Source organism: Seohaeicola nanhaiensis, from assembly GCF_042654245.1.
GTDB lineage: Bacteria > Pseudomonadota > Alphaproteobacteria > Rhodobacterales > Rhodobacteraceae > Seohaeicola_A > Seohaeicola_A nanhaiensis.
The window spans coordinates 1,162,789-1,184,603 of record NZ_JBHSGI010000002.1 but is presented as its reverse complement, the minus strand read 5'-3'; the positions used below and the strand labels follow the sequence as shown (position 1 = coordinate 1,184,603).

The following is a 21,815-nucleotide window of genomic DNA, read 5'->3' as shown; positions in this document are numbered from 1 at the left end:
AACAGAGGAGAAATCACATGCACGAGACGATCGAACGGATGATGGAGGTGGTCGCCAAGGGCGACGACACGAAGATCGCGGGCCTGCTGGCCGAGGACGTCCGTTTCCTGCCGCCCACCTACTGGGCCACCTGGACCGGTCGCGCGCCCGTGGCGGCGGTTCTGGGGCATGTGGGCAAGGTGTTCAGCGACTTCCGCTATCGCCGGGTAATGGGCGAGGGCAAGGACTGGGCGCTGGAGTTCCAGTGCCGGATCGGCGATCTCGATGCCGTAGGCGTCGATCTGATCACCTTGAACGACGCCGGTCTGATCGAGACCTTCGAGGTGGCGATGCGTCCGCTGAAATCCGTCACGGCGCTGCGCGAGGCGATGAACGCGCGGGTCCAGACCGACCCGCGCTTTCTCGAATACCGCAAGGCGCTGAGCTAGACCGCGCCGGAATATTCGCCGCGCGCGGGGTAGTTTTTCTCGATCACGAAATCGAGCGAGCCGATCAGTTCGCGGAAGTTCGGACGCACAAAGGGCATGGTCTGGACTGAGGCGAAATAGAGCGTGCGCTCGGGTGTGACAAGAAAGAGGCCAGGCTCGGAAAAGAGGGCCGGTTCTTCCAGGCCCGTCGAGGTCTTGCCGCGCGACGTCGAGACATAGAGCCCCCAGTCGCGTGCCTCGGCCAGGGGCAGGTCGTAGGCGATCCGCAAGGCGCTGGCCCCGATCTTTTCTGCCATGCCCTTGGCGCGGTCTTCGCTGTCGGAACTGATGGCGATGGTCTTCACCCCGCGTTCGGCAAATTCGGCGGTAAGCTTTTCCAACTCGGTCAGGTAGCGGATGCAGATCGGGCAATGCAGGCCGCGATAAAAACAGAGCAGCGTGCCCCGCTGCGCTTGGTCGTTGCCGAGCTCGAACTGGCCGTGCGCGACCGTGGGCAGGGTGAGGTTTGGGGTCTTCTGGCGGGGGATGAGCATCCGTGAACCTTTGCTGTTGGTGACGTGCCGAACAGTCGCGCGGCGCGCCCGAAAAGGTAAACAACCAAAGCGACCGGTCACGGGGAAATGAGCCTTGCGGAGGGCGCAGTAACATTCATTGTCACATAAGTCAGCAATATTGACATTTATTTCAAATGAGCCTCCCTTGGCGCAAGTTTCCAAGGGAGGGCCGTCGATGGACTGGGAAAAAGTGTTCGCAACGCGCGCGGGTCGGATGAAGGCATCGGAAATCCGCGAGCTGCTGAAACTGCTGGCGCAGCCGGACATCATCTCGTTTGCGGGCGGCATTCCGGATCCGAAGCTGTTCCCCGACCAGGCGTTCCGCGAGGCCTATGCCGATATCTTCGCGACGAGCGCGGGCGAGGCGCTGCAATATTCGGTCAGCGAGGGATATCCGCCCCTGCGCGAATGGATCGCGGCGCATATGGCGACCATCGGCATTCCCTGCACCGCCGACAACATCCTGATCACTTCAGGCAGCCAGCAGGCGCTGGACTATCTTGGCAAGCTGCTGCTGTCGCCGGGCGATACCGCCCTTGTCGGCTGGCCGACCTACCTGGGAGCGCTGGGCGCCTTCAACGCCTACGAGCCGACCTATGACCGGCTCGACCCCGAGACCAACCGCAGCGCGTCGGACTATGCCGAAACGGCGGCGGCCGCGGGCGGGCGGGTGAAATTCGCCTATATGTCGGTCGATTTCGCCAACCCCACCGGCCGCACGATGGACCGCGCCGCGCGCGAACGGGTGCTGGATCTGGCGGACGAGCTGGACATGGCGGTGATCGAGGACGCCGCCTATCAGGCGCTGCGATACAACGGCGAGGCGATCCCCCCGATCCTCGCGCTCGAGATCGCGCGCAAAGGCAATATCGAGGACTGCCGCACGCTGTATTGCGGCAGCTTCTCGAAATCTCTGGCGCCGGGGCTGCGGGTGGGCTGGGTCTGCGGGTCGAAACGGGCCATAGGGCAGATGGTGCTGCTCAAGCAGGCGGGCGATCTGCATTCCTCGACCCTGAACCAGATGGCGATCGACCGGGTGGCGCGCAGCATCTTCGACGATCACGTTGCCATGCTGCGCGGGGTCTATGCCGAGCGCCGCGATCACATGCTGTCGGCGCTCAAGCGATATATGCCCGAGGGGGTAAGCTGGACCCATCCCGAGGGCGGCATGTTCGTCTGGCTGACGGTCCCGCCGAATCTAGACGGCGCCGAACTGCTGGCCAAATCGCTGAAGACCCAGCGCGTGGCCTTCGTGCCGGGGCGGGCGTTCTTCGCCGACGGAACGGGCGGCAACACGCTGCGGCTCAGTTTTTCGCTGGCCGACAAGGAAACCATCGAAGAGGGAATCCGCCGATTGGGTCTGCTGCTGGCGGGCTGAGGCGGCTTCCCCTCGCCAAATGCGTGTAGAGCGGATAGGCTGCGCGCCGACACATAAGTTATCGAAAAGGTTGACCATGTCCCGATTTGCTCTTGCGGCATCCACCGCCCTTGCCACCGTCTTCAGCGCCGGAATTGCGCAGGCCGATGTGACTGCAGACGATGTCTGGACCAACATCCGCGCCTATCTCGACACTCTGGGCGGCACGCTGAGCGTTCAGCCTGCGCGCACGGGAAATACGCTCTCGACCGGCGAGCTGGCGCTCGAGTGGATGCTGCCCTTTGACGCCGGCAAGGTCAGCTTGCGCGAGTCGAGCTTCGATCTGGTCGAGTCGGGCGACGGCACGGTCGAGATCGTCGTTCCCGATGGGTTCGAACTGCATTTCGCCTTCGAACCCAAGGACAAACCGAAGTTCGCTGTTGGCGTCAAGTTCGACATGACCGGTGGCAAGACGACTGCGTCGGGCGATCCGGGCGATGTCACCTATATTTCTGCCTTCGAGACGATCACGATGTCGTTGACCGATCTGCAGGTGCCCGAGGTCGCGAACCCCGATGCGCGCCTGAACTTGACGATGAACGACCTGAAGTCGGAACAGCGGGTTGTGGTGGGCAAGCTGGTGTCGGTCTCTGGCAGCTCGACGCACGGCGCCTATGACGCCTCCTTCTCGATGAACGACGGGAAAGGCGGGACCTTCGAACAGTCCAACAAGGCGGCGGCCGGCACTGGCACCTATTCGATGGTGTTGCCGCGCAACGGCATGGATATCATGAATCTTGCGGCCGCCGTGCGCGGCGGGCTGATGTTCAAGGCCGATACCGAGATCAAGGGCTATGAGACCCACCAGACCGTCATGGCGGGGGCGAAGACGGTACAGGAACAGCATAGTGTGGTGGATATCTACAAGATCGGGATGCGCTTCGATAAGGACGGCATCGCCCTGAATGGGGACGGGACCGACACCTCCGCCAAGATGTTCATGCCCGAGATCATACCGCTGGAGATCAACTTGGACGCGGCGAAAACGGCGGGCAAGATTGCGTTGCCGCTGACCTCTGGCGAAGAGCTGAAGACGGTCGCCATGTCGATGGAAATCTCCGGGCTGACGGTTGGTGAATCGCTGTGGGGTCTGATCGACCCGGGCAAAGCGATCCCGCGTGATCCGGCGACCCTGCGCCTTGACATGACGGCCGAGGTGAAAAGCTTTGTCGACTGGCTCGACTTCATGTCGGTCAAGGCGATGGAAGATGCCGGTGAGGTCCCGGGCGAAATCCACAGTGCCACGCTGAACGACCTGACGGTCGAAGCGGCCGGCGCGTCGCTTGTCGCGAGCGGTGCGGCGACCTTCGACAATACCGACAAGGTGACGTTCAACGGCTTCCCCAAGCCGACGGGCACGCTGGACATGACCCTGAAAGGCAGCAACGCGCTGATCGAGAAACTGGTCGGGATGGGCCTGGTGTCGGATGAGGAAGCCATGGGTGCGCGGATGGGCATCGGCATGGTGGCCAAACCGGCGCCGGAGGAAGGCGAAGACGTGCTGAAGTCGCATATCGAGCTGACCGAAGAGGGCCAGGTGATGGCCAACGGCATCCGCATCAAATAGGCCGCTCAGGCCACGGCGATCCAGTCTTTCGGCAAGAGGTCGGGATTGTAAAGCCGGGGGTCGGCAAACCAGCGGGCAGGTGCGGCGACGCGCCTGCCCGCGGTCGTATTGAGCCATGCGGCCCACCACGAGAACGACGAATTGGCGATGATGTTGTGCTGGCACAGCGACATCAGCCGCATGTCTTCGTAATCGGCGTCAGGTCCGTTGAAATCGACCACGACGCGGTCGCAGGGCAGGGGCAGGTTGTCCCGCGCCCAGGCCGGATCGTCCGAGAAGACGTAGACCGTGGGTTGGCCCTCCAGCCCGCTCAGGATCCGCTCCAGAGCTGCGTTGTAATAGGCGCTGTCGCAGGTGCCATGCGCCCCCGTGGTCAGATAGTCGCCCCGGCGGACATGCAGCGAGATCGACAGGGTCGCGGCAATCCTGCTGGCCATCTCCTTATTTCGGGGGTCGCGGAAGGCGGGAAAGGTAAAGGCGCTGCGGACCGCGTCGGCGGCTTTGGCGAAATAGCGCTCGGACTGCCAGTAGCCGTGCAGGTAGCTGCCGTCTTCCCAAGTCTCGGAGGCGCGGTTGTAACCCAGACTGCGTTCGCGATGCAGTTTCGGCGGCAGTCCGGCAGCGCGCCAGATCAGATAGCGCAGGGGCGCTGTCTGACGATCGGGCGGAAGCCGGTCTGGCTGTGACAGTGACAGGTCGAACACGCGGGTCAGAACGCCCTCGCCCCGCGCCTTCGCGCCGCGGGTGTCCAGCGCAACCGTAGTGCAAAGCCGCTCCGCAAGGCCGCGGGCGGCGGCGTATTGGAACATCTGGTTGCCCAGGCGACCGTGCAGGCGGGTGGTGATCATGGTGTGTCCTGGGTGGTGTCTGCCCAGCTTTAGCGGGCGCTGGCGGCGCTGTTAACCCCGTCAGGTGACAACGCGGAGCGTCAAGTTGATCCGCCCGTGTTTCGGCAGCAGGTCAGACGAGCCAAAGCGGATGCGGTCGACCCCGTGGTAGGCCAGCCGCGCGGGACCTCCGAGAATGGCAATATCGCCGGATTTGAGCCAGACCGAGCGCGTGGGATCGCTCCGTCGCGTCCCGCCCACGCGGAACAGCCCGTCGTCGCCAAGGCTGATCGAGAGCACGGGCCAGGAGAAGTCGGCCTCGTCCTTGTCCTGATGCAGCCCCATCCGCGCGCCTTCGCCGTAGAAATTGATGAGACAGCATTCGGGGGCACGGTCGAGGCCGGTGAGTTGTGTCCAAAGCTCCAGCACCTGCGGCGGGATCGCTGGCCAGGGGGCGCCCGACGGGTGGCGGTCGACGTAGCGATAGCCGGTGCGGTCGGAATACCAGCCGAAGCGGCCTGCCGAGGTCATCCGTACGCTCATCGGTTTGCCATAGGGCGTGTCGGGCGCATAGGGCGGGGCGGCGGCGGCAACGGCCCGAAGGGCGTCTAACAGTGCAGTCTGAGCGGCGCGGTCAAGCGCCTGCTGGCGTATCTGCACACCGTTGAGCGTGAGGTCAGTCATCGCCAGATCCTCTGGGTGACGCTGGCTCGTAAACGGCCGGGGTAGGTTGGATTTGCTGGCCGGTCATGGGTTCGATTTATCCTGCCAGCCGGTTCAGTCCATATCTCATTCCGAAAATTTCCGATACATTGGCCCACGTGGACCTTTGGGTCGCCGCTGCCACTTGCGCCCAATTTCCTGCGAGAAACCGGAACCTCCGACCTGATTGCTCCGGAATGGGGCTCGAAAACCCGCAAAGCGACATTTTTGCCGATCTCGGCTTTCTGCGCGGCTTGCGGGCACGGGACCCCCTCCTTATATACCCGTCGAAGCCTGGAGGGCAGGGCGCAAGCAATGCCGGGCCGGGCTGGGCAGCCGATGCCGCAACGGGTCGGCGTCCAGACAATCGCCTTAAGTGGAAGGGATCAAACAATGGGTAAAGTCATCGGTATCGACCTCGGGACAACCAACAGCTGCGTGGCCATCATGGATGGTAGCCAGCCCCGGGTGATCGAAAACTCCGAAGGCGCGCGCACGACGCCGTCTATCGTCGCCTTCACGGACGACGAACGTCTTGTCGGCCAGCCGGCCAAACGCCAGGCCGTCACCAATCCGACCAACACCGTCTTCGGGGTCAAGCGGCTGATCGGCCGCCGGATCGACGATCCGAACCTCGCCAAGGACAAGAAGAACCTGCCGTACACGGTCGTGGACGGCGGCAATGGCGACGCCTGGGTCGAGGCCCGGGGCGACAAGTATTCGCCGTCGCAAATCTCGGCCTTCATTCTGGGCAAGATGAAGGAAACCGCCGAATCCTATCTGGGCGAGGATGTGACGCAGGCCGTCATCACCGTGCCTGCCTACTTCAACGACGCCCAGCGTCAGGCCACCAAGGACGCGGGCAAGATCGCCGGCCTTGAAGTGCTGCGCATCATCAACGAACCGACGGCGGCCGCGCTGGCCTATGGTCTCGACAAGAAGGAAACCGAGACGATCGCCGTCTATGACCTCGGCGGCGGGACCTTCGACATCACCATCCTGGAAATCGACGACGGCCTGTTCGAAGTGAAATCGACCAACGGGGATACCTTCCTTGGCGGTGAAGACTTCGACATGCGGATCGTCAACTACTTGGCCGACGAGTTCAAGAAAGAGCATGGCGTCGACCTGACCAAGGACAAGATGGCGCTGCAGCGGCTCAAGGAAGCCGCCGAGAAGGCTAAGATCGAACTGTCGTCGAGCCAGCAGACCGAGATCAACCAGCCGTTCATCTCGATGGACCCGAAAGCCGGTCAGCCGCTGCACCTGGTCATGAAACTGACCCGCGCCAAGCTGGAAAGCCTTGTGATGGATCTGATCAAGGCCTCGATGAAGCCCTGCCAGGCGGCGCTTAAGGATGCCGGCATCACCGCGGCGGACGTGGACGAAGTCGTGCTCGTCGGCGGTATGACGCGGATGCCGAAAGTCGTCGAGGAAGTGACCAAGTTCTTCGGGAAAGAGCCCCACAAGGGTGTGAATCCCGACGAGGTGGTTGCCATGGGCGCGGCCATTCAGGCCGGCGTGCTGCAGGGTGACGTCAAGGACGTCGTGCTGCTGGACGTGACTCCGCTGTCGCTGGGTATCGAAACTCTGGGCGGCGTGTTCACCCGGCTGATCGACCGCAACACGACCATCCCGACGAAGAAGAGCCAGATCTTCTCGACCGCCGAGGACAACCAGAACGCGGTGACCATCCGCGTGTTCCAGGGCGAGCGGGAGATGGCGGCCGACAACAAGATCCTCGGCCAGTTCAACCTTGAGAGCATTCCTCCGGCCCCGCGCGGCATGCCGCAGATCGAGGTGACCTTCGACATCGACGCCAACGGCATCGTGTCGGTGAGCGCCAAGGACAAGGGCACCGGCAAGGAGCAGAAGATCACCATCCAGGCATCCGGTGGCCTCAGCGACGAGGACATCGAGAAGATGGTCAAGGACGCCGAGGACAACGCCGAGGCGGACAAGGCACGGCGCGAGCTGATCGAGGCCAAGAACCACGCGGAAAGCCTCATCCATTCGACCGAGAAGTCGATGGAAGAGCATTCCGACAAGGTGGATCCGACCACGATCGAGGCAATCGAACTGGCCATCGCCGCGCTGCGTGACGAGATGGAAACGGGCAAGGTCGAAAAGATCAAATCCGGCATCCAGAACGTGACCGAAGCCGCAATGAAACTTGGCGAAGCCATCTACAAGGCGAGCCAGGAAGAAGGCGACGAGCCGGCGGCGGCGGACATGCGTGGCGACGATGACGATATCGTCGACGCGGACTTTGAAGACCTCGACGACAACAAGCGTGCCTGAGGCCTAGACGGAACCGGCGGTGGGTCGGCCCGATGATCGGGCCGGCCCCCTGCATTTCCGGATGAAAGGGATTGATAATGTCTAAGCGTGACTTTTACGACGTGCTTGGCGTTTCCCGGGGGGCCTCTGCGGACGAAATCAAGAAGGCCTACCGCACCAAGGCCAAGGAACTGCACCCTGACCGCAATGCCGACGACCCGAATGCCGAAACTCGTTTCAAGGAAGCGAACGAGGCCTACGAGGTTCTGAAGGACGCCGACAAGAAGGCAGCCTACGACCGGTTCGGTCACGCGGCTTTCGAAGGCGGCATGGGCGGTGGCGGACGCGGGGCGCGGCCTGGCGGCGGCGATTTCTCCTCGGCCTTCTCGGATGTATTCGACGACCTGTTCGGCGATTTCATGGGTGGGCAGCGCGGCGGTGGACGCCGGGCGGCCCGCGGATCGGACCTGCGCTATAACCTGCGGGTAACGCTCGAGGATGCCTATAACGGCGTGCAAAAGACGATCAACGTGCCGACGGCCGTGGCCTGTTCGTCCTGCAAGGGCTCGGGTGCCGAAGGCGGCGCTGAGCCGACCACCTGTCCGACCTGTTCCGGCATGGGCAAGGTGCGGGCACAGCAAGGCTTCTTCACGGTCGAGCGCACCTGCCCGACCTGTTCGGGCCTTGGCCAGATCATCAAGAACCCCTGCAAGACCTGCCAGGGTGCCGGTCGGGTGGAAAAGGACCGCGCGCTGAACGTCAACATCCCGGCCGGGGTCGAGACGGGCACGCGAATCCGGCTTGCCGGGGAGGGCGAGGCCGGGATGCGCGGCGGGCCTCCGGGTGACCTCTACATCTTTGTCGACGTGGCACAGCACGATCTGTTCGAGCGGGATGGCACCAACCTGCATTGCCGTGTGCCGGTCAGCATGGCCAAGGCCGCGCTGGGCGGCGCCATCGAGGTGCCCACCATCGACGGCGGCCGTGGCCGTGTCCAGATCCCGGCGGGCAGCCAGTCGGGCCGACAGATGCGCCTGCGCGGCAAGGGGATGCCGGCCCTGCGCGGCGGCGCGCTGGGTGACATGTTCATCGAGCTTGCGGTGGAGACACCGGTCAACCTGACAGCGCGGCAGAAGGACATGCTGCGTGAATTCGACGAGCTATCCGAGGACAACAACCCGGAAACGAAGTCCTTCTTCTCGACGGTTAAGTCCTTCTGGGATGGCATGAAGGGCTGATTTCCGCGACATGCAGACGGATGAACGCCGGGCCCCTGGGTCCGGCGTTTTCGTTTCAGACCGCGCCTTCGGTCCGGATTCGGATCGTCTCGCCGCAATGCTTGCAGTGCACCGCGTCCGGGTCGTGCAGCATCAACCCGCAGGTTTCGCACTCCTGTCGGACCTTTGGCGGGCGGAACAGGACCGTGGCCAGCCGCAGGAACAGTGTTACCCCCACGATCATCACACCAACCGACAGCATGCGTCCTGATGTGCCGGTCAGGGTTATATCACCGAACCCCGTGGTCGTGAGCGTGGTCACGGTGAAATAGAGCGCGTCAGCATAGTTCGAGATCTGCGGGTTGGTTCCGTATTGCAGAGCGTAGATCATGCCGGTCATGACGAAGAGGAATACAAACAGATTGACCGTCGCCAGGATCACTTCCTCATGCCGGCGGAAATAGGAAAAATCCTGTCGCAGGCGGGCCAGCAGTTCGTAGGTGTGCAGAAGCCGGAGGGTGCGAAGGATCCGCAGGAAGCCAAAGCCCTCGCCAGCGATCGGCGCAAGAAACGACACCATCGCCACGATGTCGGCCCAGCTTGTCAGGCGCAGAAAGAATCGATCCTTGCGCTTTTCGATCCAGAACCGGAACAAGAAATCGGTGAGGATCATGGCGCCAAGCACCGCATCCATCGTTTCGATGACGTCGGTATGCGGAAAGAAGGACGTCGCGATGACGAACAGCACCGTGGCGATATCGAAGGCGAGCAGCCCGTAGCGAAAGCGATGCGCCTCCGGTGTATCGTCCTCATAGAGCGACTGGAGTGTCTTCAACACTGGCGATGCGTCCCGGGCTAACCTGTGGCAAAGGCGGCCTCGCCACCCTAGGTTTGTGATCATAACCCGGAACGCCGGTGTCGTGGCAACCAGACTTTAATTCACCGGTGGAATATTCAACCCCTTCTGCACGGCAGGCCGCGCGAGGAACCGGTCAAGATAGGCGACGAGATTCGGATTGTCGTTCCAGCCGGTCACTTCCTGGGCGCCATAGTATTCGAGGCCGCGAAGCCAGGGCCCGATCGCGATGTCAGCGATGGAATAGTCGCCCGCGATCCACTTCTTGCCTGCCAGTTCCTTTTCCAGCACGGCCAGAAGCCGCTTCGCCTCGTTGATGTAGCGCTCGCGCGGGCGGGGGTCCTCGATCTCGGCGCCGGCGAACTTGTAGAAATACCCAAGCTGGCCCAGCATCGGGCCAAGGCCGCCCATCTGGAACATCACCCATTGGATGACCTTGAACCGCTCACCCGCATCGCGACCGATCAACCTTCCGGCCTTTTCGGCGAGATAGATCAGGATCGCGCCGCTCTCGAACAGGCCGATCGGCTTCCCATCCGGCCCATTCGGGTCGACGATCGCCGGGATCTTGTTGTTCGGGTTCAGCGACAGGAACTCCGGGCTTTTCACATCGTCGTCCGACAGCGTGACCCGATGGGCCTCGTAGGGAAGGCCAAGCTCTTCCAGCGCGATGGAAATTTTCACTCCATTCGGAGTCGGAAAGGAGTAAAGTTGAATTAGCCCGGGATCTTGCGCGGGCCATTTACGGGTGATGGGGAACTGGTCGAGCATGTGACGGCAGGGCTCCATTGGATGAGGGTGGGGATAAACCTAAAGGCTTTCCCCGGACATGACAGACCTGCCTCGGTGCGCAGCCGCACGACAGGGTGTTGAGGCGCGAACACCGGGGACCGGTTCGGATAAAAGGAAGGGACAGGCAATGATCAAGGAATTCAGAGATTTCATCGCCCGCGGAAATGTCATGGACATGGCCGTCGGGATCATTATCGGCGCGGCCTTCACCGCGATCGTCACCTCGCTGGTCGGAGATATCATTAACCCGATCGTCGGGTTGTTTACCGGCGGCGTGGACTTCACCAACAACTATCTCGTGATGTCGGGCGACGTGCCACCGGGCGCCAGCCTTGAGCAGGCCCGCGAATCCGGCGCAGCTATCTTTGCCTATGGCGCCTTCCTGATGGCCGTGATCAACTTCCTGATCGTGGCCTGGGTCGTGTTCCTGCTGGTGAAAGGCGTCAACAAAGTGAAGGACGCTGCAATCAAGAAGGCCGAAGCCAATCCCGAGTCGCCCAAGCGTCCAAGCGAAGTCGACCTGCTGATCGAAATCCGCGACGCGCTGAAAGCACGCTGACCGCGTGAAATGATGCGCAGGGGGCGGCCTGCTGCCGCCCCTGAATTTTTTTCGGAACCAAATCTGAACTGACACGTTGGAAGAACTAATGGACAAGGCACTTGCTGAAATCTGGCTTTATGCGCCACTTGTGATCAATGGCGTAAAAGCACTCCTCGTTATCATAGTGGGGTGGATCGCTGCTGGGGCAGTGTCTCGTTTTGTTCAGAACCGGATCGCCTCCAATCCCAGAATAGATCCGATGTTGGGTGGTTTTGCCGCGTCGATGGTGCGCTGGCTGATCCTTCTGATCGTCCTTGTCGCCGTTCTCAATCTCTTCGGCATTCAGGCGACCAGCCTCGTTGCGATGCTTGGTGCCGCCACGCTTGCCATCGGCCTCGCCCTGCAGGGCACGCTCAGCGATCTTGCTGCCGGATTCATGCTGATCCTGTTTCGTCCGTTCCGCATCGGACAATATGTCGATATCGGAGGAACAAGCGGGACCGTGAAAGAGGTGAACCTTTTCTTCACCGAACTGGCCACCCCGGACAACATACAGATCATCGTGCCGAACGGGCAGGTCTGGGGCGAGATCATCCGAAATTTCTCGCACCATGACACCCGTCGCGTCGATCTGGTGTTCGGCATCGATTATGACGACGATGCCGACAGGGCCATGGAAATCATTCTTGAGCTTGCCCGGTCGGACCAGCGGGTGCTGGACGACCCGGCGCCCTGGGTCCGGGTCACCAATCTGGGCGACAGTTCCGTCGATCTGACGGCGCGGCTCTGGTGCAATGCCGCGGATTTCTGGGAGCTTAAGTTCGCGATGACCAAGGCCGTGAAGGAAGCTTTTGACGCGAACGATATCTCGATTCCGTATCCTCATACGGTGGAAATCCAGAAGTCCGCCTGACCCCTCTGGTCATTGCCACATCGTCTGGCTAGGTTTCGCCCAAGCGTATCATTTCAGGAGCTTGAGACATGTCTGCCCTACCCGTGGTCTGGCCCCTCGGGTCAGAGGACGCGGCAGCGCCTGAAGTGACGTCGCTTGTCACAAAGGTCGCACCAGCGCGGTCGTGCGTGACAGGACGGTTTCCGAGCGTACCCGCACCGTCAGCGCAATGGGTGTCGTGCAGATCTTCACCTGGGGATCGACTTTTTATCTTCTGTCCGTCATCGCGCCTGAAATCGTTGACGAAACAGGGTGGAGGCCGGCCGCCGTGACGGGCGGCATGTCGGTCGGTTTGCTGGCATCGGGCCTGGCAGCGCGGCGGATCGGATCGATGATCCAAGCGAAGGGCGGCCGTCCCGTCATGGCAACGGGAATATCGCTGATCGCGGCCGGCCTGGTGCTGATGGCGCTGTCGCATCACGTGGCCCTCTACCTCGCCGCCTGGCTTGTTACCGGCCTCGGCATGGGCGCCTCGCTTTATGACGCTGCCTTTTCGGCGCTCGGGCGCATCTACGGCCGCGAGGCGAGAGGCGCGATCACTGCTCTCACGCTTTGGGGCGGGTTCGCCAGCACCGTGTGCTGGCCGATCTCGGCCTGGGCCGTCGAAACCATCGGCTGGCGGGGAACCTGTCTTTTTTACGCGGCGGTGCATGTCGGTTTCATCCTGCCCTTGTGCTGGTTCGCACTGCCCCGTGTGCCGCCGGCATTGGCCCCGCCAGAGCCGGGGGCGCCCGCGCCCCGGCCCCCGCTGAGCGACCCGCGCGTCTGGGCGATTGCCGTCACCGGCACGGTGATGGGGATGACGGCTGGCATCTGGCTGGTGCACATCGTCCCGCTTCTGGGTGCGCGCGGTTATGATCTAGCCGCGGCGGTCGCCCTGGGCACGCTGATCGGGCCTGCGCAGGTGGCAGCCCGCGTTGTGGAAATGGCCGGGCGCGGCCGTCATCATCCGATCTGGACGCAGCTAAGCGCGACGCTCCTTTTCGCTGTGGGCTTTGCTGGCCTGAAATTCGGGATGCCCGCTGCCCCGGCGATCATCGCCTACGGTGCGGGCAACGGGCTGTGGTCGATTGCCCGGGGCGCGGTGCCGCTGGCGGTGTTCGGCCCCCGGGACTATCCCCGTCTCATGGGCCTGCTGGCGACACCGATGTTGCTGGCGTCGGCGGCCGCGCCGGCCGCCGGATCCGTGATGATCGCCCGGCTTGGGGCCGAAACCTCGCTAAGCGTCCTTTGCGGCATGGCGATGATTCCCTTGGCGATCACCGTGCCGCTCTGGTTGCGGTTGCGACGTGACGCGCTGGACACGTCGCCCGTCACCTAGATCTTGAGCGCCTCGGCGGGCGAGACGACGTCGATGCCCAGGGCCGCGCCGACCGCGGCATAGGTTAGTTTGCCCGCGTGGACGTTCAGACCGGCCAGCAGATGCGGATCCTCTGCACAGGCCTGCCGCCAGCCCCTGTCGGCCAGCGCCAGCATGAAGGGCATCGTCGCATTGCCCAATGCGATGGTCGAGGTGCGCGCAACGGCGCCCGGCATGTTCGCCACGCAGTAATGCACGATCCCGTCCACCTCATAGATCGGATCCTGATGCGTCGTCGCCTTCGACGTTTCAAAACAGCCGCCCTGGTCGATGGCCACATCGACCAGTGCTGCGCCAGGCTTCATGGTCGAGAGCTGTTCGCGCGAGATCAGCTTGGGCGCGGCGGCGCCGGGGATCAGAACCGCGCCGATCACGAGGTCGGCCTCGGTGATGAGCTCCGCGATATTGCCGGCCGAGGCATACATCGTCTTGAAGTCGCGGTTGAACACGTCGTCGAGATAGCGCATCCGCGGCAGCGACCGGTCCAGCACGGTGACATCCGCGCCCATCCCGGCCGAAACGCGCGCTGCATGGGTGCCGACGACACCGCCGCCGATCACCACCACACGGCCCGGGCCGACACCGGGAACGCCGCCCAGCAGGACGCCGCGCCCGCCGTTCGCCTTTTGCAGGCTCCACGCGCCGACCTGCGGTGCGAGCTTGCCCGCAACTTCGGACATCGGCGCGAGAAGCGGCAGCCCTCCGGTGCGGTCGGTCACGGTTTCATAGGCGATGCAGGTCGCGCCCGAGGCAAGCAGGTCGTGCGTCTGGTCCGGGTCGGGCGCGAGGTGGAGATAGGTGAACAGCACCTGCCCTGCGCGCAGCATCTTGCGTTCGCCGGGCTGCGGCTCCTTCACCTTAACGACCATATCGGCGGCGGCAAAGATTTCGGCCGCGGTGTCCAGGATCTTGGCGCCGGCCGCCACATAGGCTCGGTCGTCAAACCCCGAGCCGACACCGGCGCCGGTTTCGATCAGCACCTCGTGGCCATGTCGTACCGCCTCGTGCGCGGCGTTCGGAGTCATCCCGACGCGGAACTCCTGCGGCTTGATTTCCTTCGGGCATCCGATTTTCATGATTTCTCCCTGGATTTTTGTGATGCCCTTACTATCGCGCTGCGACCGGTAAATTTCTTTGAACTTTCGCTCGCATTTAGGCGGCTTATTCGAATATTCGTCGAGGATCAGATCGCATCACGCAAAGGGCTTGCATAAATGGCGTTGGACGCAATCGACCGGAAAATTCTGGAAGCGCTTCAGGTCAAGGGGCGCTTGTCGAATGCGGATCTGTCCGAGAAGGTAAACCTATCCCCCTCGGCCTGCCATCGCAGGGTGCAGCGGCTGGAGCAGGATGGCTATATCCGCGACTATGTCGCCCTTCTGGACGCGCGAAAGTTGGGTGTGGCAACGACGGTCTTTGTCGAGATCACATTGCAGGGTCAGGCCGACGAGGTTCTGGACGCCTTCGAGAAGGCGGTGACTCGCATTCCGGATGTTCTGGAATGCCACCTGATGGCAGGCACGGCGGATTATATCCTGAAGGTCGTCGCCGAAAATACCGAGGATTTCGCGCGCATCCACCGCCAGCACCTGTCACGCCTGCCGGGTGTCGCGCAGATGCAGTCGAGCTTTGCCCTGCGCACGGTGTTCCGCACGACGGCCCTGCCGCTCTGAGTGCATAAGTGCCCCCAGAAACGACAAACCCCCGATGGCGGCTGCCACGGGGGTCGTCAACAGTATCCGGCAAAGCCGCAGGAAGACTTACATCATTCCTTCGCGCTGTGCTTTCTTCCGTGCCAGTTTCCGGGCGCGGCGGATCGCTTCAGCTTTCTCGCGAGCCTTCTTCTCGGAAGGCTTCTCGAAATGCTGCTTGAGTTTCATCTCGCGAAAGACGCCCTCACGCTGCAGCTTCTTCTTCAGGGCGCGGAGCGCCTGATCGACGTTATTGTCGCGAACACTTACCTGCATGTGGTTTTCACCACCTTTCTAAGTTGAGTTGCAAGGATTTGCAGGACGTGGTCCTATATCAAGGCAGGCGCTGCTTGTCCAGCGCCGCGTTCGCCCCAGATCGGAGGCTGTCTCATGACCGCGACCTATGACGAAATCCGCGAGGCCCTGCTGCGGGCCGCGCTGCCCCATGTGCCCTTTGACGGCTGGACCGAGGCGACCTTCCGCGCCGCCGTCGCGGACAGTGGGACCGATGCCGCGCTGGCGGCGTCTGTCTGCCCGCGCGGGTCGGTCGATCTGGCGCTGGCCGCCCATGCGGCGGGCGACCGGGCGATGCTCGACAGGATCGGCAGGGCCCAGCTTGACGCCATGCGCTTTCGCGACCGGGTGGCGGCGGCGGTGCGCTGGCGGATCGAGGCGGCGGGCGACCGCGAAGTCGTGCGCCGGGCGGTGACGCTGTTCGCCCTGCCGCAGCACGCGGCAGATGGTGCGCGCGCGATCTGGCAGACCTGCGATGCGATCTGGACCGCGCTGGGCGACAGCGCGCAGGATTACAACTGGTACACCAAGCGCGCAACTCTGGCGGGTGTCTATTCCGCCACCCTTCTCTACTGGCTGGGGGATTCGAGCGAGGGCAGCGCGGCGACCTGGGAGTTTCTGGATCGACGGATCGACAACGTGATGCAGATCGAAAAGCTGAAGGCCTCGGCCAATGCCAACCCGTTGTGGAAACCTGTGCTTTCCCTGCCGAACTGGTTTCTGGGCCAGATCAAACCGCCGGCGCCCGGCCGGATGCAGGGCTTTCCGGGGCAGAGCGCGCCGCGCGGCTGAAACGCGCGGTTTCCGCCGAGCCAAGCGGGCGCTTGCATTGCGCCCGGAAGGCCGTTCCGCCAGAGTGCCCCAAAATCTTCAAGGGGAATACAGATGAGCGACACGATGCGCGCAGTCGAGATCACCGAGCCGGGCGGACCGGAGGTTCTGAAAGTGGCAACCCGGCCGGTGCCGCAACCGGGGCACGGACAGGTTGTGATCCGGGTCGCCTGGGCCGGGGTGAACCGGCCCGACGCGCTGCAACGGGCGGGCAATTATGCGCCGCCCCCCGACGCGAGCGATCTGCCGGGTCTCGAATGCTCGGGTGAAGTGGTCGCGCTGGGATTTGGTGTCGATTCGTTGAAGATCGGCGATCAGGTCTGTGCGCTGCTGCCGGGCGGGGGATATGCCGAATATGTGGCCACGCCCGCCGCACACTGTCTTCCGGTGCCGAAGGGCATGAGCCTCAAGCAAGCCGCCTGCCTGCCCGAGACCTTCTTTACCGTCTGGTCCAACGTCTTCATGCGTGGCGGATTGCAAAGCGGCGAACGGTTCCTGGTTCATGGCGGCTCGTCCGGGATCGGCACAACGGCGATTCAACTGGCCTGCGCCTTTGGTGCCCGGGTCTTCGCCACGGCGGGGACCGAGGAGAAGTGCAAGGCCTGCACCGACCTCGGCGCCGAAATGGCGATCAACTACAAGACGGCCGATTTCGTGAAGCTGATGCAGGCCGAGGGCGGGGCAAACCTGATCCTCGACATGGTCGGCGGCGAGTATATCGAAAAGAACCTGAAGTCGCTGGCCGAAGACGGGCGCCTTGTCCAGATCGCTTTTCTGCAAGGGCCCGTCGCGAAGATCAATTTTGCCCCGCTGATGGTGCGCCGCCTGACCATGACCGGCAGCACCCTGCGCCCGCAAAGCGTGCTGGCGAAGGCGCGCATCGCGGAAGAGCTGCGCGCGAAGGTCTGGCCGCTGCTGGATGCGGGCCGGATCGCCCCGGTGATGGACAGCGAGTTCGGCCTGGATGATGCGGCCGGTGCCCATGCGCGGATGGAGGGTGGAGATCACATCGGCAAGATCGTACTCGAGGTGTCGGGCGGCTGATCAGCCCGCCGCCCGACAAGCGGTCGCGTGACCCCCTGCCAGCACGGCCGGGTTCGCGCCGTCCGTCTCCTGTCGGAGTTTCCGACCCGCCGACGTCGCCATAGTGGGACGCGCGATGTGGACAGCGCCGATGCAATCGTCTTGAGTGCCTGCGCGGCGGCACCGAAGCCAGCAGGGGAGAGACGATGATGACGCACATGGCCAAGACGGTAGTGATCCACGAGCACGGCGGACCGGAAACGTTGACGATCGAAACGCGCGCGGTCGATGAGCCCGGCCCCGGCGAAATCCGCATTGCGCATCGCGCCTGCGGGCTGAATTTCATCGACATCTATCAGCGCAGTGGCCTTTATCCGCAAAGGATGCCGGCCGCCTTGGGGATGGAAGCCGCCGGTGTCGTCGAAGCGGTGGGCGAAGGCGTCACGCACCTGAAGCCAGGTGACCGGGCCGCCTATGCGGCGAACCCTCCGGGTGCCTATACCGAGGCGCGGGTGATGCCCGCGGCGCAGGTGTGCCCCCTGCCGGAGGGGATCAGTTTCGAGGAGGGGGCGGCGATGATGCTGAAAGGCATGACCGTCGAATACCTTTTCCATCGCACCACGCCCCTTGAAGCCGGGGATACCGTTCTGTTTCACGCCGCCGCTGGCGGTGTCGGGCTGATCGCGTGCCAATGGGCCCGCTCCGAGGGGATCACGCTGATCGGAACGGCAGGATCTGACGAGAAATGCCAGCTGGCGCTCGACCACGGCGCGACCCATTGCATCAACTATCGAACCGAGGACTTTGTCGCGCGAGTGCGCGACCTGACCGGCGGCAAGGGCGTTGTTGCAGTTATGGACTCTGTCGGCAAAGACACCTTCGACGGTTCGTTGGATTGCCTCAAGCCTCTGGGAATGCTGATCAATTTCGGCAGCGCCTCGGGCCCCGTTCCGCCTTTCAACATCGCCACGCTGGCTGCGAAGGGCTCGCTCAAGCTGACTCGGCCGACGCTGTTCACCCATATCGCCGACCATGCGACGTGCCAGGAGATGGCGCGACATCTTTTCGATAAGGTCCTGTCCGGAGAAGTGACCATTCGCATCGATCAGAAATTCGCCCTGGACAATATCGCCGAAGCGCATCGCGCTCTTGCCGGGCGGCAGACCACGGGCTGCACGATTGTGACCATTTGAGGGCATATGGTTTGGCTTTGGCGACCATAATCTTAATGGTAAACGGATTGTTGCCAAATTGGATATTGTCAGGCCCGGGTCGGCGTGACATATAGGAAGCTATCAAGAAGGGAGTCGGTATGTGCCGACTTTCATAATCAGTGTATGGGTGAAGAATATGAGAAAGATGCTAGCCTCCGCGGCCTTTGCGGTCGTTTCCCTTGCGACCGCAGCCACTGCTTCCACGATGACTGTGACTCGTCAGGATCCGCTGTTTGGCGCGAACAATGCGCTCGCCCGCAATGTGAACATCAACTATGATGGCGCGAACAACTACGTCTCGGCTGGGATGTTCCACCTGACCGGCAGCAACGGCGTTGGCGACTTCGTTGCCTTCTGCGTCGATCTCGCTCAGAAGCTGGGCAAGCCCACCCAGTCCGTCGAAGAGAAATCCGACCTGTTCGGTGCGAGCATCCTGACCAACATCGACAAGCTGTTCTCGAGCGTCATCGGCACGTCGACGATGGCCAGCGCCATCACCACGGGCGTGAAAGCCGCTGGCTTCCAGATCGCGCTGTGGGAAATCATCTCGGACGATGGCTCGTTCAACCTCGCCGACGGCAAGTTCCAGCTGAAAGAAGCTCAGAACAGCACCGTGTGGCAGCAGGCCCAGACCTACCTGGACGGTCTGACCAATGCCGACACCGGCAAGCAGACGCTGACCTACTACTACAGCCGCGAAAACCAGGACCTGGTGACCGGCACCCCGAACGATCTGCAAGAGCCCGGCACGGTTCCGGTTCCGGCCTCGGGTCTGCTGATCCTCGCGGGCCTCGGCAGCCTGGTTGCCATGCGCCGCCGCAAGGCCGCCTGATCTCCCAAGCGGAGAGTGTTTTCAAAGCCCCCGCCGGTCAAACGGCGGGGGTTCTTGTTTGTGTGCTGTTCGCAGCGCATTGATCGCTTGGTCCAGACGTGGTTTGTCTTGGCGGACCCCTCCAAGACTGGCGGATCCAATGATCGTCCAAGCCTGCCTCAACGGCGCCAGACCCGCTGATTTTCACGCAGCCTTGCCCTTGACTGCCGAGGCGATGGCGCGCGATGCGGTCGCCGCGCTCTCTGAAGGCGCGGCCGAGCTGCACATTCACCCGCGTGATCGCGAAGGGAAAGAGTCGCTTGCCGCGGTGTCCGAAACCGTCCGGCTGGTCCGGCAAGCCTGCCCCGGCACGTTCATCGGTGTGTCGACCGGTGCCTGGATCGAAAACGATGTGCAGCGCACACGGCAGGCCATCGCCGGATGGACCGATCTGCCCGACTATGCCTCGGTCAACCTGTCGGAAGACGACGCGCCGGCCGTCATCGACCTCCTCGCGAAGATCGGAGTCGGCATCGAAGCCGGTCTTGCGACGCTGGACGATGTGGAGCGCTTTGCCGCCCTGGAGATCCGGAACCGGGTGCTGAGAGTGCTGATCGAGGTCGGGGAACCGGATACCGATGCCGCACTGGCCCTTGGCATGGCCATGCTGCACGATCTCGAATCGGCGGGCATCCGGCGACCTGTGCTGTTTCATGGCTTCAACGGGACGATTTGGCCCTTTGTTCATCGCGCTGCGGAACTGGGCCTGTCCACGCGCATCGGGCTGGAAGACGGTCGTAAGCTTCCGGACGGCAGCCTCGCGCGCGACAACGCGGATATGGTGCGGGCAGCGGTTGCAATCACGCGTGCTGCGCGTCAGACCGGCTGAGACCGGTCAGTCGATCGGCGCGAAGAAGGCGTCCTTCAGAGCACAGTCCCGCACTACATCGGCGCCGCAGGGCACCGGGTTCAGGGCCTTGCTCAGGCAGAGCCGGGCCTCTTCGATATAACCATCCTTGCAGGTGACGGTCAGCATGTCGGCCCGCCAATCCGGATTGGCCTTCAGAAATGCCTCCTCCACAACGCGCGCGGGCAGCCGGACCTTCCGGTCAAGAGCCTGGAAAACCTGTGGAATCCGGACCTTGGAAAAGGCCTCGCGCGACAGGGCAAAGTAGTCTTCAGCCGACAGCCCGCTGCACACGCCGTGCTTGCGCCATTGGTGCCAGGCCAGGCCGTCCGTGCCCATGACATCGGCCATCGCGGATGTCATCCGGCGCGATGGCGGCCGCTCGGCGGTCCGGCAGTACGACGGATAGCCGCGCAGGTTCTGCGGCCAAAGCCCGTGCAGCACCCACCCGAACCGGCGCCCCTCGGCGCATTGCGGAGAATTCTGGGCGACACCGGTGCGGATGCACCAATTGGGCGACCAGCTCATCGATAGGATGTAATAGTCGAAGGTTCCGGCGCGCTCGCCATCGGCGCGCGCCGTCAGCGCCGGCACGACGACAAGCACCCAGATCAGCAGCCAACGCATTCACTCTTCCCTTGTTGCCTTGATCCGACTATATAGCCGGCAAGTTCCCCGACAACGGAAACCCGCCCCGGCCCGCCGGTGGCCGCCTGGGAAACCAGGCATCGGGGAAGATTTGTGTCAAGGAGACGAGCAATGGCAAAACCTTTGATGGCCAAGGCAACCGCAGTCTGGCTGGTGGACAACACCACGATCAGCTTCAAGCAGATCGCCGACTTCGTCGGTCTGCACGAGCTTGAGGTGCAGGGCATCGCCGACGGAGACGTGGCTGCCGGGGTCAAGGGCTTTGATCCGGTTGCAAACAACCAGCTGACCCAGGAAGAAATCGAGGCGGCCGAGAAGAACGTGCTGCACAAGCTGAAGCTCAAGTTCAATCCGGCCTCTGTGGGCGAGGAAAAGCGCCGCGGTCCGCGGTATACGCCGCTGTCCAAGCGCCAAGACCGCCCGGCGTCGATCCTCTGGCTGGTCAAGTTCCACCCCGAGCTGTCCGACGGTCAGATCTCCAAGCTGGTGGGCACCACCAAGCCGACCATTCAGGCGATCCGTGAGCGCAGCCATTGGAACATCGCCAACATCCAGCCGATCGATCCCGTGGCCTTGGGCCTTTGCAAGCAGTCGGAATTGGACGCCGCCGTCCAGAAGGCGGCAGCCAAGCGGGCCGCCGAGGGCGCCGTGATGACCGATGACGAGCGTCGGAAGTTGGTCAGCACCGAGCAGTCTTTGGGTATGTCGACCGAGCCGCGCATTCCGACAGCAATCGAAGGGCTGGAGACCTTCACGCTCTCGGGCAAGAGCGATGACGAGGACGAAGAGTCCGACAAGAAGCGTTCGGCCAAGGATTTTGCCGATGCCGACAGCTTCTTCAACCTGCCCGACGCCAACGACGACGAAGATGACGACGACAGCGACGATCCCCGTCGCTGATAT

At 63.0% G+C, this 21,815-nt stretch carries 23 protein-coding genes; 15 read left to right on the top strand and 8 right to left on the bottom strand.

The window, feature by feature from the left end; all coding sequences use genetic code 11:
- Window positions 1-17 precede the first annotated feature (17 nt).
- A complete protein-coding gene (locus ACFO5X_RS05940) occupies window positions 18-428 on the top strand; it encodes a nuclear transport factor 2 family protein (protein WP_380716324.1) in 411 nt (136 codons plus the stop codon).
- Here ACFO5X_RS05940 and ACFO5X_RS05935 read toward each other — a convergent pair.
- A complete protein-coding gene (locus ACFO5X_RS05935; RefSeq protein WP_380716383.1) occupies window positions 425-961 on the bottom strand; it encodes a peroxiredoxin-like family protein in 537 nt (178 codons plus the stop codon). The two genes, ACFO5X_RS05940 and ACFO5X_RS05935, sit on opposite strands and share 4 nt — an antisense overlap.
- A 196-nt stretch (window positions 962-1,157) precedes the next feature.
- On the opposite strand from ACFO5X_RS05935, the gene ACFO5X_RS05930 reads away from it, so the two are divergent.
- The gene (locus tag ACFO5X_RS05930; protein WP_380716323.1) at window positions 1,158-2,360 is read left to right on the top strand and encodes an aminotransferase-like domain-containing protein; all 1,203 of its coding nucleotides are present in this window, start codon (window positions 1,158-1,160) and stop codon (window positions 2,358-2,360) included.
- Window positions 2,361-2,436: 76 nt separating this feature from the next.
- Window positions 2,437-3,966 (top strand): DUF2125 domain-containing protein, encoded by a 1,530-nt coding sequence (locus ACFO5X_RS05925; protein WP_380716322.1) that lies wholly within the window; start codon window positions 2,437-2,439, stop codon window positions 3,964-3,966.
- Window positions 3,967-3,971: 5 nt separating this feature from the next.
- On the opposite strand, the gene ACFO5X_RS05920 is transcribed toward ACFO5X_RS05925, so the two are convergent.
- Entirely contained in the window at window positions 3,972-4,814 is an 843-nt protein-coding gene (locus ACFO5X_RS05920; RefSeq protein WP_380716321.1) for an alpha-1,2-fucosyltransferase, read from the bottom strand.
- 60 nt (window positions 4,815-4,874) lie between these two features.
- Window positions 4,875-5,477 carry an alpha-ketoglutarate-dependent dioxygenase AlkB gene (locus ACFO5X_RS05915; protein ID WP_380716320.1) on the bottom strand — a complete coding sequence of 201 codons (603 nt, stop codon included), beginning with the start codon at window positions 5,475-5,477 and terminating at the stop codon, window positions 4,875-4,877.
- 411 nt (window positions 5,478-5,888) lie between these two features.
- On the opposite strand from ACFO5X_RS05915, the gene dnaK reads away from it, so the two are divergent.
- Window positions 5,889-7,796: a molecular chaperone DnaK gene (dnaK, locus tag ACFO5X_RS05910; protein ID WP_380716319.1), complete on the top strand. Its 1,908-nt coding sequence runs from the start codon at window positions 5,889-5,891 to the stop codon at window positions 7,794-7,796.
- A 77-nt stretch (window positions 7,797-7,873) separates the two neighbouring features.
- Window positions 7,874-9,013, top strand: coding sequence for a molecular chaperone DnaJ (gene dnaJ, locus ACFO5X_RS05905; RefSeq protein WP_380716318.1), 1,140 nt, complete (start codon window positions 7,874-7,876; stop codon window positions 9,011-9,013).
- A gap of 55 nt (window positions 9,014-9,068) precedes the next feature.
- Here dnaJ and ACFO5X_RS05900 read toward each other — a convergent pair whose 3' ends face one another.
- Together ACFO5X_RS05900 and ACFO5X_RS05895 are read right to left on the bottom strand one after the other, a co-directional pair.
- Window positions 9,069-9,830 carry an ion transporter gene (locus tag ACFO5X_RS05900; RefSeq protein ID WP_380716317.1) on the bottom strand — a complete coding sequence of 254 codons (762 nt, stop codon included), beginning with the start codon at window positions 9,828-9,830 and terminating at the stop codon, window positions 9,069-9,071.
- Between the two features lie 96 nt (window positions 9,831-9,926).
- A complete protein-coding gene (locus ACFO5X_RS05895; protein ID WP_380716316.1) occupies window positions 9,927-10,619 on the bottom strand; it encodes a glutathione S-transferase family protein in 693 nt (230 codons plus the stop codon).
- Window positions 10,620-10,767: 148 nt separating this feature from the next.
- On the opposite strand from ACFO5X_RS05895, the gene mscL reads away from it, so the two are divergent.
- From mscL to ACFO5X_RS05880, 3 genes are all read left to right on the top strand, one after another.
- On the top strand, window positions 10,768-11,199 hold the full coding sequence (gene mscL / locus ACFO5X_RS05890) for a large conductance mechanosensitive channel protein MscL (protein ID WP_380716315.1): 432 nt from the start codon (window positions 10,768-10,770) through the stop codon (window positions 11,197-11,199).
- 88 nt (window positions 11,200-11,287) lie between these two features.
- Window positions 11,288-12,094: a mechanosensitive ion channel family protein gene (locus ACFO5X_RS05885; RefSeq protein ID WP_380716314.1), complete on the top strand. Its 807-nt coding sequence runs from the start codon at window positions 11,288-11,290 to the stop codon at window positions 12,092-12,094.
- Between the two features lie 208 nt (window positions 12,095-12,302).
- Window positions 12,303-13,454, top strand: a complete 1,152-nt coding sequence (locus tag ACFO5X_RS05880; RefSeq protein WP_380716382.1) for an MFS transporter — start codon at window positions 12,303-12,305, stop codon at window positions 13,452-13,454.
- Here the strand turns inward: ACFO5X_RS05880 and ald are convergent.
- The gene (gene ald, locus ACFO5X_RS05875; RefSeq protein WP_380716313.1) at window positions 13,451-14,569 is read right to left on the bottom strand and encodes an alanine dehydrogenase; all 1,119 of its coding nucleotides are present in this window, start codon (window positions 14,567-14,569) and stop codon (window positions 13,451-13,453) included. The genes ACFO5X_RS05880 and ald overlap by 4 nt on opposite strands.
- A gap of 138 nt (window positions 14,570-14,707) precedes the next feature.
- Between ald and ACFO5X_RS05870 the strand changes: the two genes are divergently transcribed.
- Window positions 14,708-15,166: an Lrp/AsnC family transcriptional regulator gene (locus ACFO5X_RS05870; protein ID WP_380716312.1), complete on the top strand. Its 459-nt coding sequence runs from the start codon at window positions 14,708-14,710 to the stop codon at window positions 15,164-15,166.
- Between the two features lie 87 nt (window positions 15,167-15,253).
- Here the strand turns inward: ACFO5X_RS05870 and rpsU are convergent, their stop codons facing one another.
- Window positions 15,254-15,460: a 30S ribosomal protein S21 gene (gene rpsU / locus ACFO5X_RS05865; RefSeq protein WP_007118112.1), complete on the bottom strand. Its 207-nt coding sequence runs from the start codon at window positions 15,458-15,460 to the stop codon at window positions 15,254-15,256.
- Window positions 15,461-15,574: 114 nt separating this feature from the next.
- Here rpsU and ACFO5X_RS05860 point away from each other — a divergent pair, with 114 nt between their 5' ends.
- The 5 genes from ACFO5X_RS05860 (at window position 15,575) to ACFO5X_RS05840 (ending at window position 20,246) form a co-directional block, all read left to right on the top strand.
- Window positions 15,575-16,270 (top strand): COQ9 family protein, encoded by a 696-nt coding sequence (locus tag ACFO5X_RS05860; protein WP_380716311.1) that lies wholly within the window; start codon window positions 15,575-15,577, stop codon window positions 16,268-16,270.
- A 93-nt stretch (window positions 16,271-16,363) separates the two neighbouring features.
- Window positions 16,364-17,353 carry an NAD(P)H-quinone oxidoreductase gene (locus tag ACFO5X_RS05855; RefSeq protein WP_380716310.1) on the top strand — a complete coding sequence of 330 codons (990 nt, stop codon included), beginning with the start codon at window positions 16,364-16,366 and terminating at the stop codon, window positions 17,351-17,353.
- A gap of 188 nt (window positions 17,354-17,541) precedes the next feature.
- On the top strand, window positions 17,542-18,525 hold the full coding sequence (locus tag ACFO5X_RS05850) for a quinone oxidoreductase family protein (RefSeq protein WP_380716381.1): 984 nt from the start codon (window positions 17,542-17,544) through the stop codon (window positions 18,523-18,525).
- Window positions 18,526-18,751: 226 nt separating this feature from the next.
- Window positions 18,752-19,378 (top strand): VPLPA-CTERM sorting domain-containing protein, encoded by a 627-nt coding sequence (locus ACFO5X_RS05845; protein WP_380716309.1) that lies wholly within the window; start codon window positions 18,752-18,754, stop codon window positions 19,376-19,378.
- A 139-nt stretch (window positions 19,379-19,517) separates the two neighbouring features.
- Window positions 19,518-20,246 carry a 3-keto-5-aminohexanoate cleavage protein gene (locus ACFO5X_RS05840; protein WP_380716308.1) on the top strand — a complete coding sequence of 243 codons (729 nt, stop codon included), beginning with the start codon at window positions 19,518-19,520 and terminating at the stop codon, window positions 20,244-20,246.
- Window positions 20,247-20,252: 6 nt separating this feature from the next.
- Here the strand turns inward: ACFO5X_RS05840 and ACFO5X_RS05835 are convergent, their stop codons facing one another.
- Window positions 20,253-20,891: a ribonuclease T2 family protein gene (locus ACFO5X_RS05835; protein ID WP_380716307.1), complete on the bottom strand. Its 639-nt coding sequence runs from the start codon at window positions 20,889-20,891 to the stop codon at window positions 20,253-20,255.
- A 132-nt stretch (window positions 20,892-21,023) separates the two neighbouring features.
- On the opposite strand from ACFO5X_RS05835, the gene ACFO5X_RS05830 reads away from it, so the two are divergent.
- The gene (locus ACFO5X_RS05830) at window positions 21,024-21,812 is read left to right on the top strand and encodes a DUF1013 domain-containing protein (protein ID WP_380716306.1); all 789 of its coding nucleotides are present in this window, start codon (window positions 21,024-21,026) and stop codon (window positions 21,810-21,812) included.
- Window positions 21,813-21,815 lie beyond the last annotated feature (3 nt).

Coding starts and splice junctions, on each gene's coding strand:
- ACFO5X_RS05845 (WP_380716309.1), top strand. CDS start 18,752: ATGACTGTGACTCGTCAGGATCCGCTGTTTGGCGCGAACAATGCGCTC.
- ACFO5X_RS05920 (WP_380716321.1), bottom strand. CDS start 4,814: ATGATCACCACCCGCCTGCACGGTCGCCTGGGCAACCAGATGTTCCAA.
- ACFO5X_RS05885 (WP_380716314.1), top strand. CDS start 11,288: ATGGACAAGGCACTTGCTGAAATCTGGCTTTATGCGCCACTTGTGATC.
- ACFO5X_RS05930 (WP_380716323.1), top strand. CDS start 1,158: ATGGACTGGGAAAAAGTGTTCGCAACGCGCGCGGGTCGGATGAAGGCA.
- ACFO5X_RS05925 (WP_380716322.1), top strand. CDS start 2,437: ATGTCCCGATTTGCTCTTGCGGCATCCACCGCCCTTGCCACCGTCTTC.
- ACFO5X_RS05880 (WP_380716382.1), top strand. CDS start 12,303: ATGGGTGTCGTGCAGATCTTCACCTGGGGATCGACTTTTTATCTTCTG.
- rpsU (WP_007118112.1), bottom strand. CDS start 15,460: ATGCAGGTAAGTGTTCGCGACAATAACGTCGATCAGGCGCTCCGCGCC.
- ACFO5X_RS05895 (WP_380716316.1), bottom strand. CDS start 10,619: ATGCTCGACCAGTTCCCCATCACCCGTAAATGGCCCGCGCAAGATCCC.
- ACFO5X_RS05855 (WP_380716310.1), top strand. CDS start 16,364: ATGAGCGACACGATGCGCGCAGTCGAGATCACCGAGCCGGGCGGACCG.
- dnaJ (WP_380716318.1), top strand. CDS start 7,874: ATGTCTAAGCGTGACTTTTACGACGTGCTTGGCGTTTCCCGGGGGGCC.
- ACFO5X_RS05835 (WP_380716307.1), bottom strand. CDS start 20,891: ATGCGTTGGCTGCTGATCTGGGTGCTTGTCGTCGTGCCGGCGCTGACG.
- ACFO5X_RS05830 (WP_380716306.1), top strand. CDS start 21,024: ATGGCAAAACCTTTGATGGCCAAGGCAACCGCAGTCTGGCTGGTGGAC.
- ACFO5X_RS05840 (WP_380716308.1), top strand. CDS start 19,518: ATGATCGTCCAAGCCTGCCTCAACGGCGCCAGACCCGCTGATTTTCAC.
- ald (WP_380716313.1), bottom strand. CDS start 14,569: ATGAAAATCGGATGCCCGAAGGAAATCAAGCCGCAGGAGTTCCGCGTC.
- ACFO5X_RS05915 (WP_380716320.1), bottom strand. CDS start 5,477: ATGACTGACCTCACGCTCAACGGTGTGCAGATACGCCAGCAGGCGCTT.
- ACFO5X_RS05935 (WP_380716383.1), bottom strand. CDS start 961: ATGCTCATCCCCCGCCAGAAGACCCCAAACCTCACCCTGCCCACGGTC.
- ACFO5X_RS05850 (WP_380716381.1), top strand. CDS start 17,542: ATGACGCACATGGCCAAGACGGTAGTGATCCACGAGCACGGCGGACCG.
- mscL (WP_380716315.1), top strand. CDS start 10,768: ATGATCAAGGAATTCAGAGATTTCATCGCCCGCGGAAATGTCATGGAC.
- ACFO5X_RS05860 (WP_380716311.1), top strand. CDS start 15,575: ATGACCGCGACCTATGACGAAATCCGCGAGGCCCTGCTGCGGGCCGCG.
- ACFO5X_RS05870 (WP_380716312.1), top strand. CDS start 14,708: ATGGCGTTGGACGCAATCGACCGGAAAATTCTGGAAGCGCTTCAGGTC.
- ACFO5X_RS05940 (WP_380716324.1), top strand. CDS start 18: ATGCACGAGACGATCGAACGGATGATGGAGGTGGTCGCCAAGGGCGAC.
- dnaK (WP_380716319.1), top strand. CDS start 5,889: ATGGGTAAAGTCATCGGTATCGACCTCGGGACAACCAACAGCTGCGTG.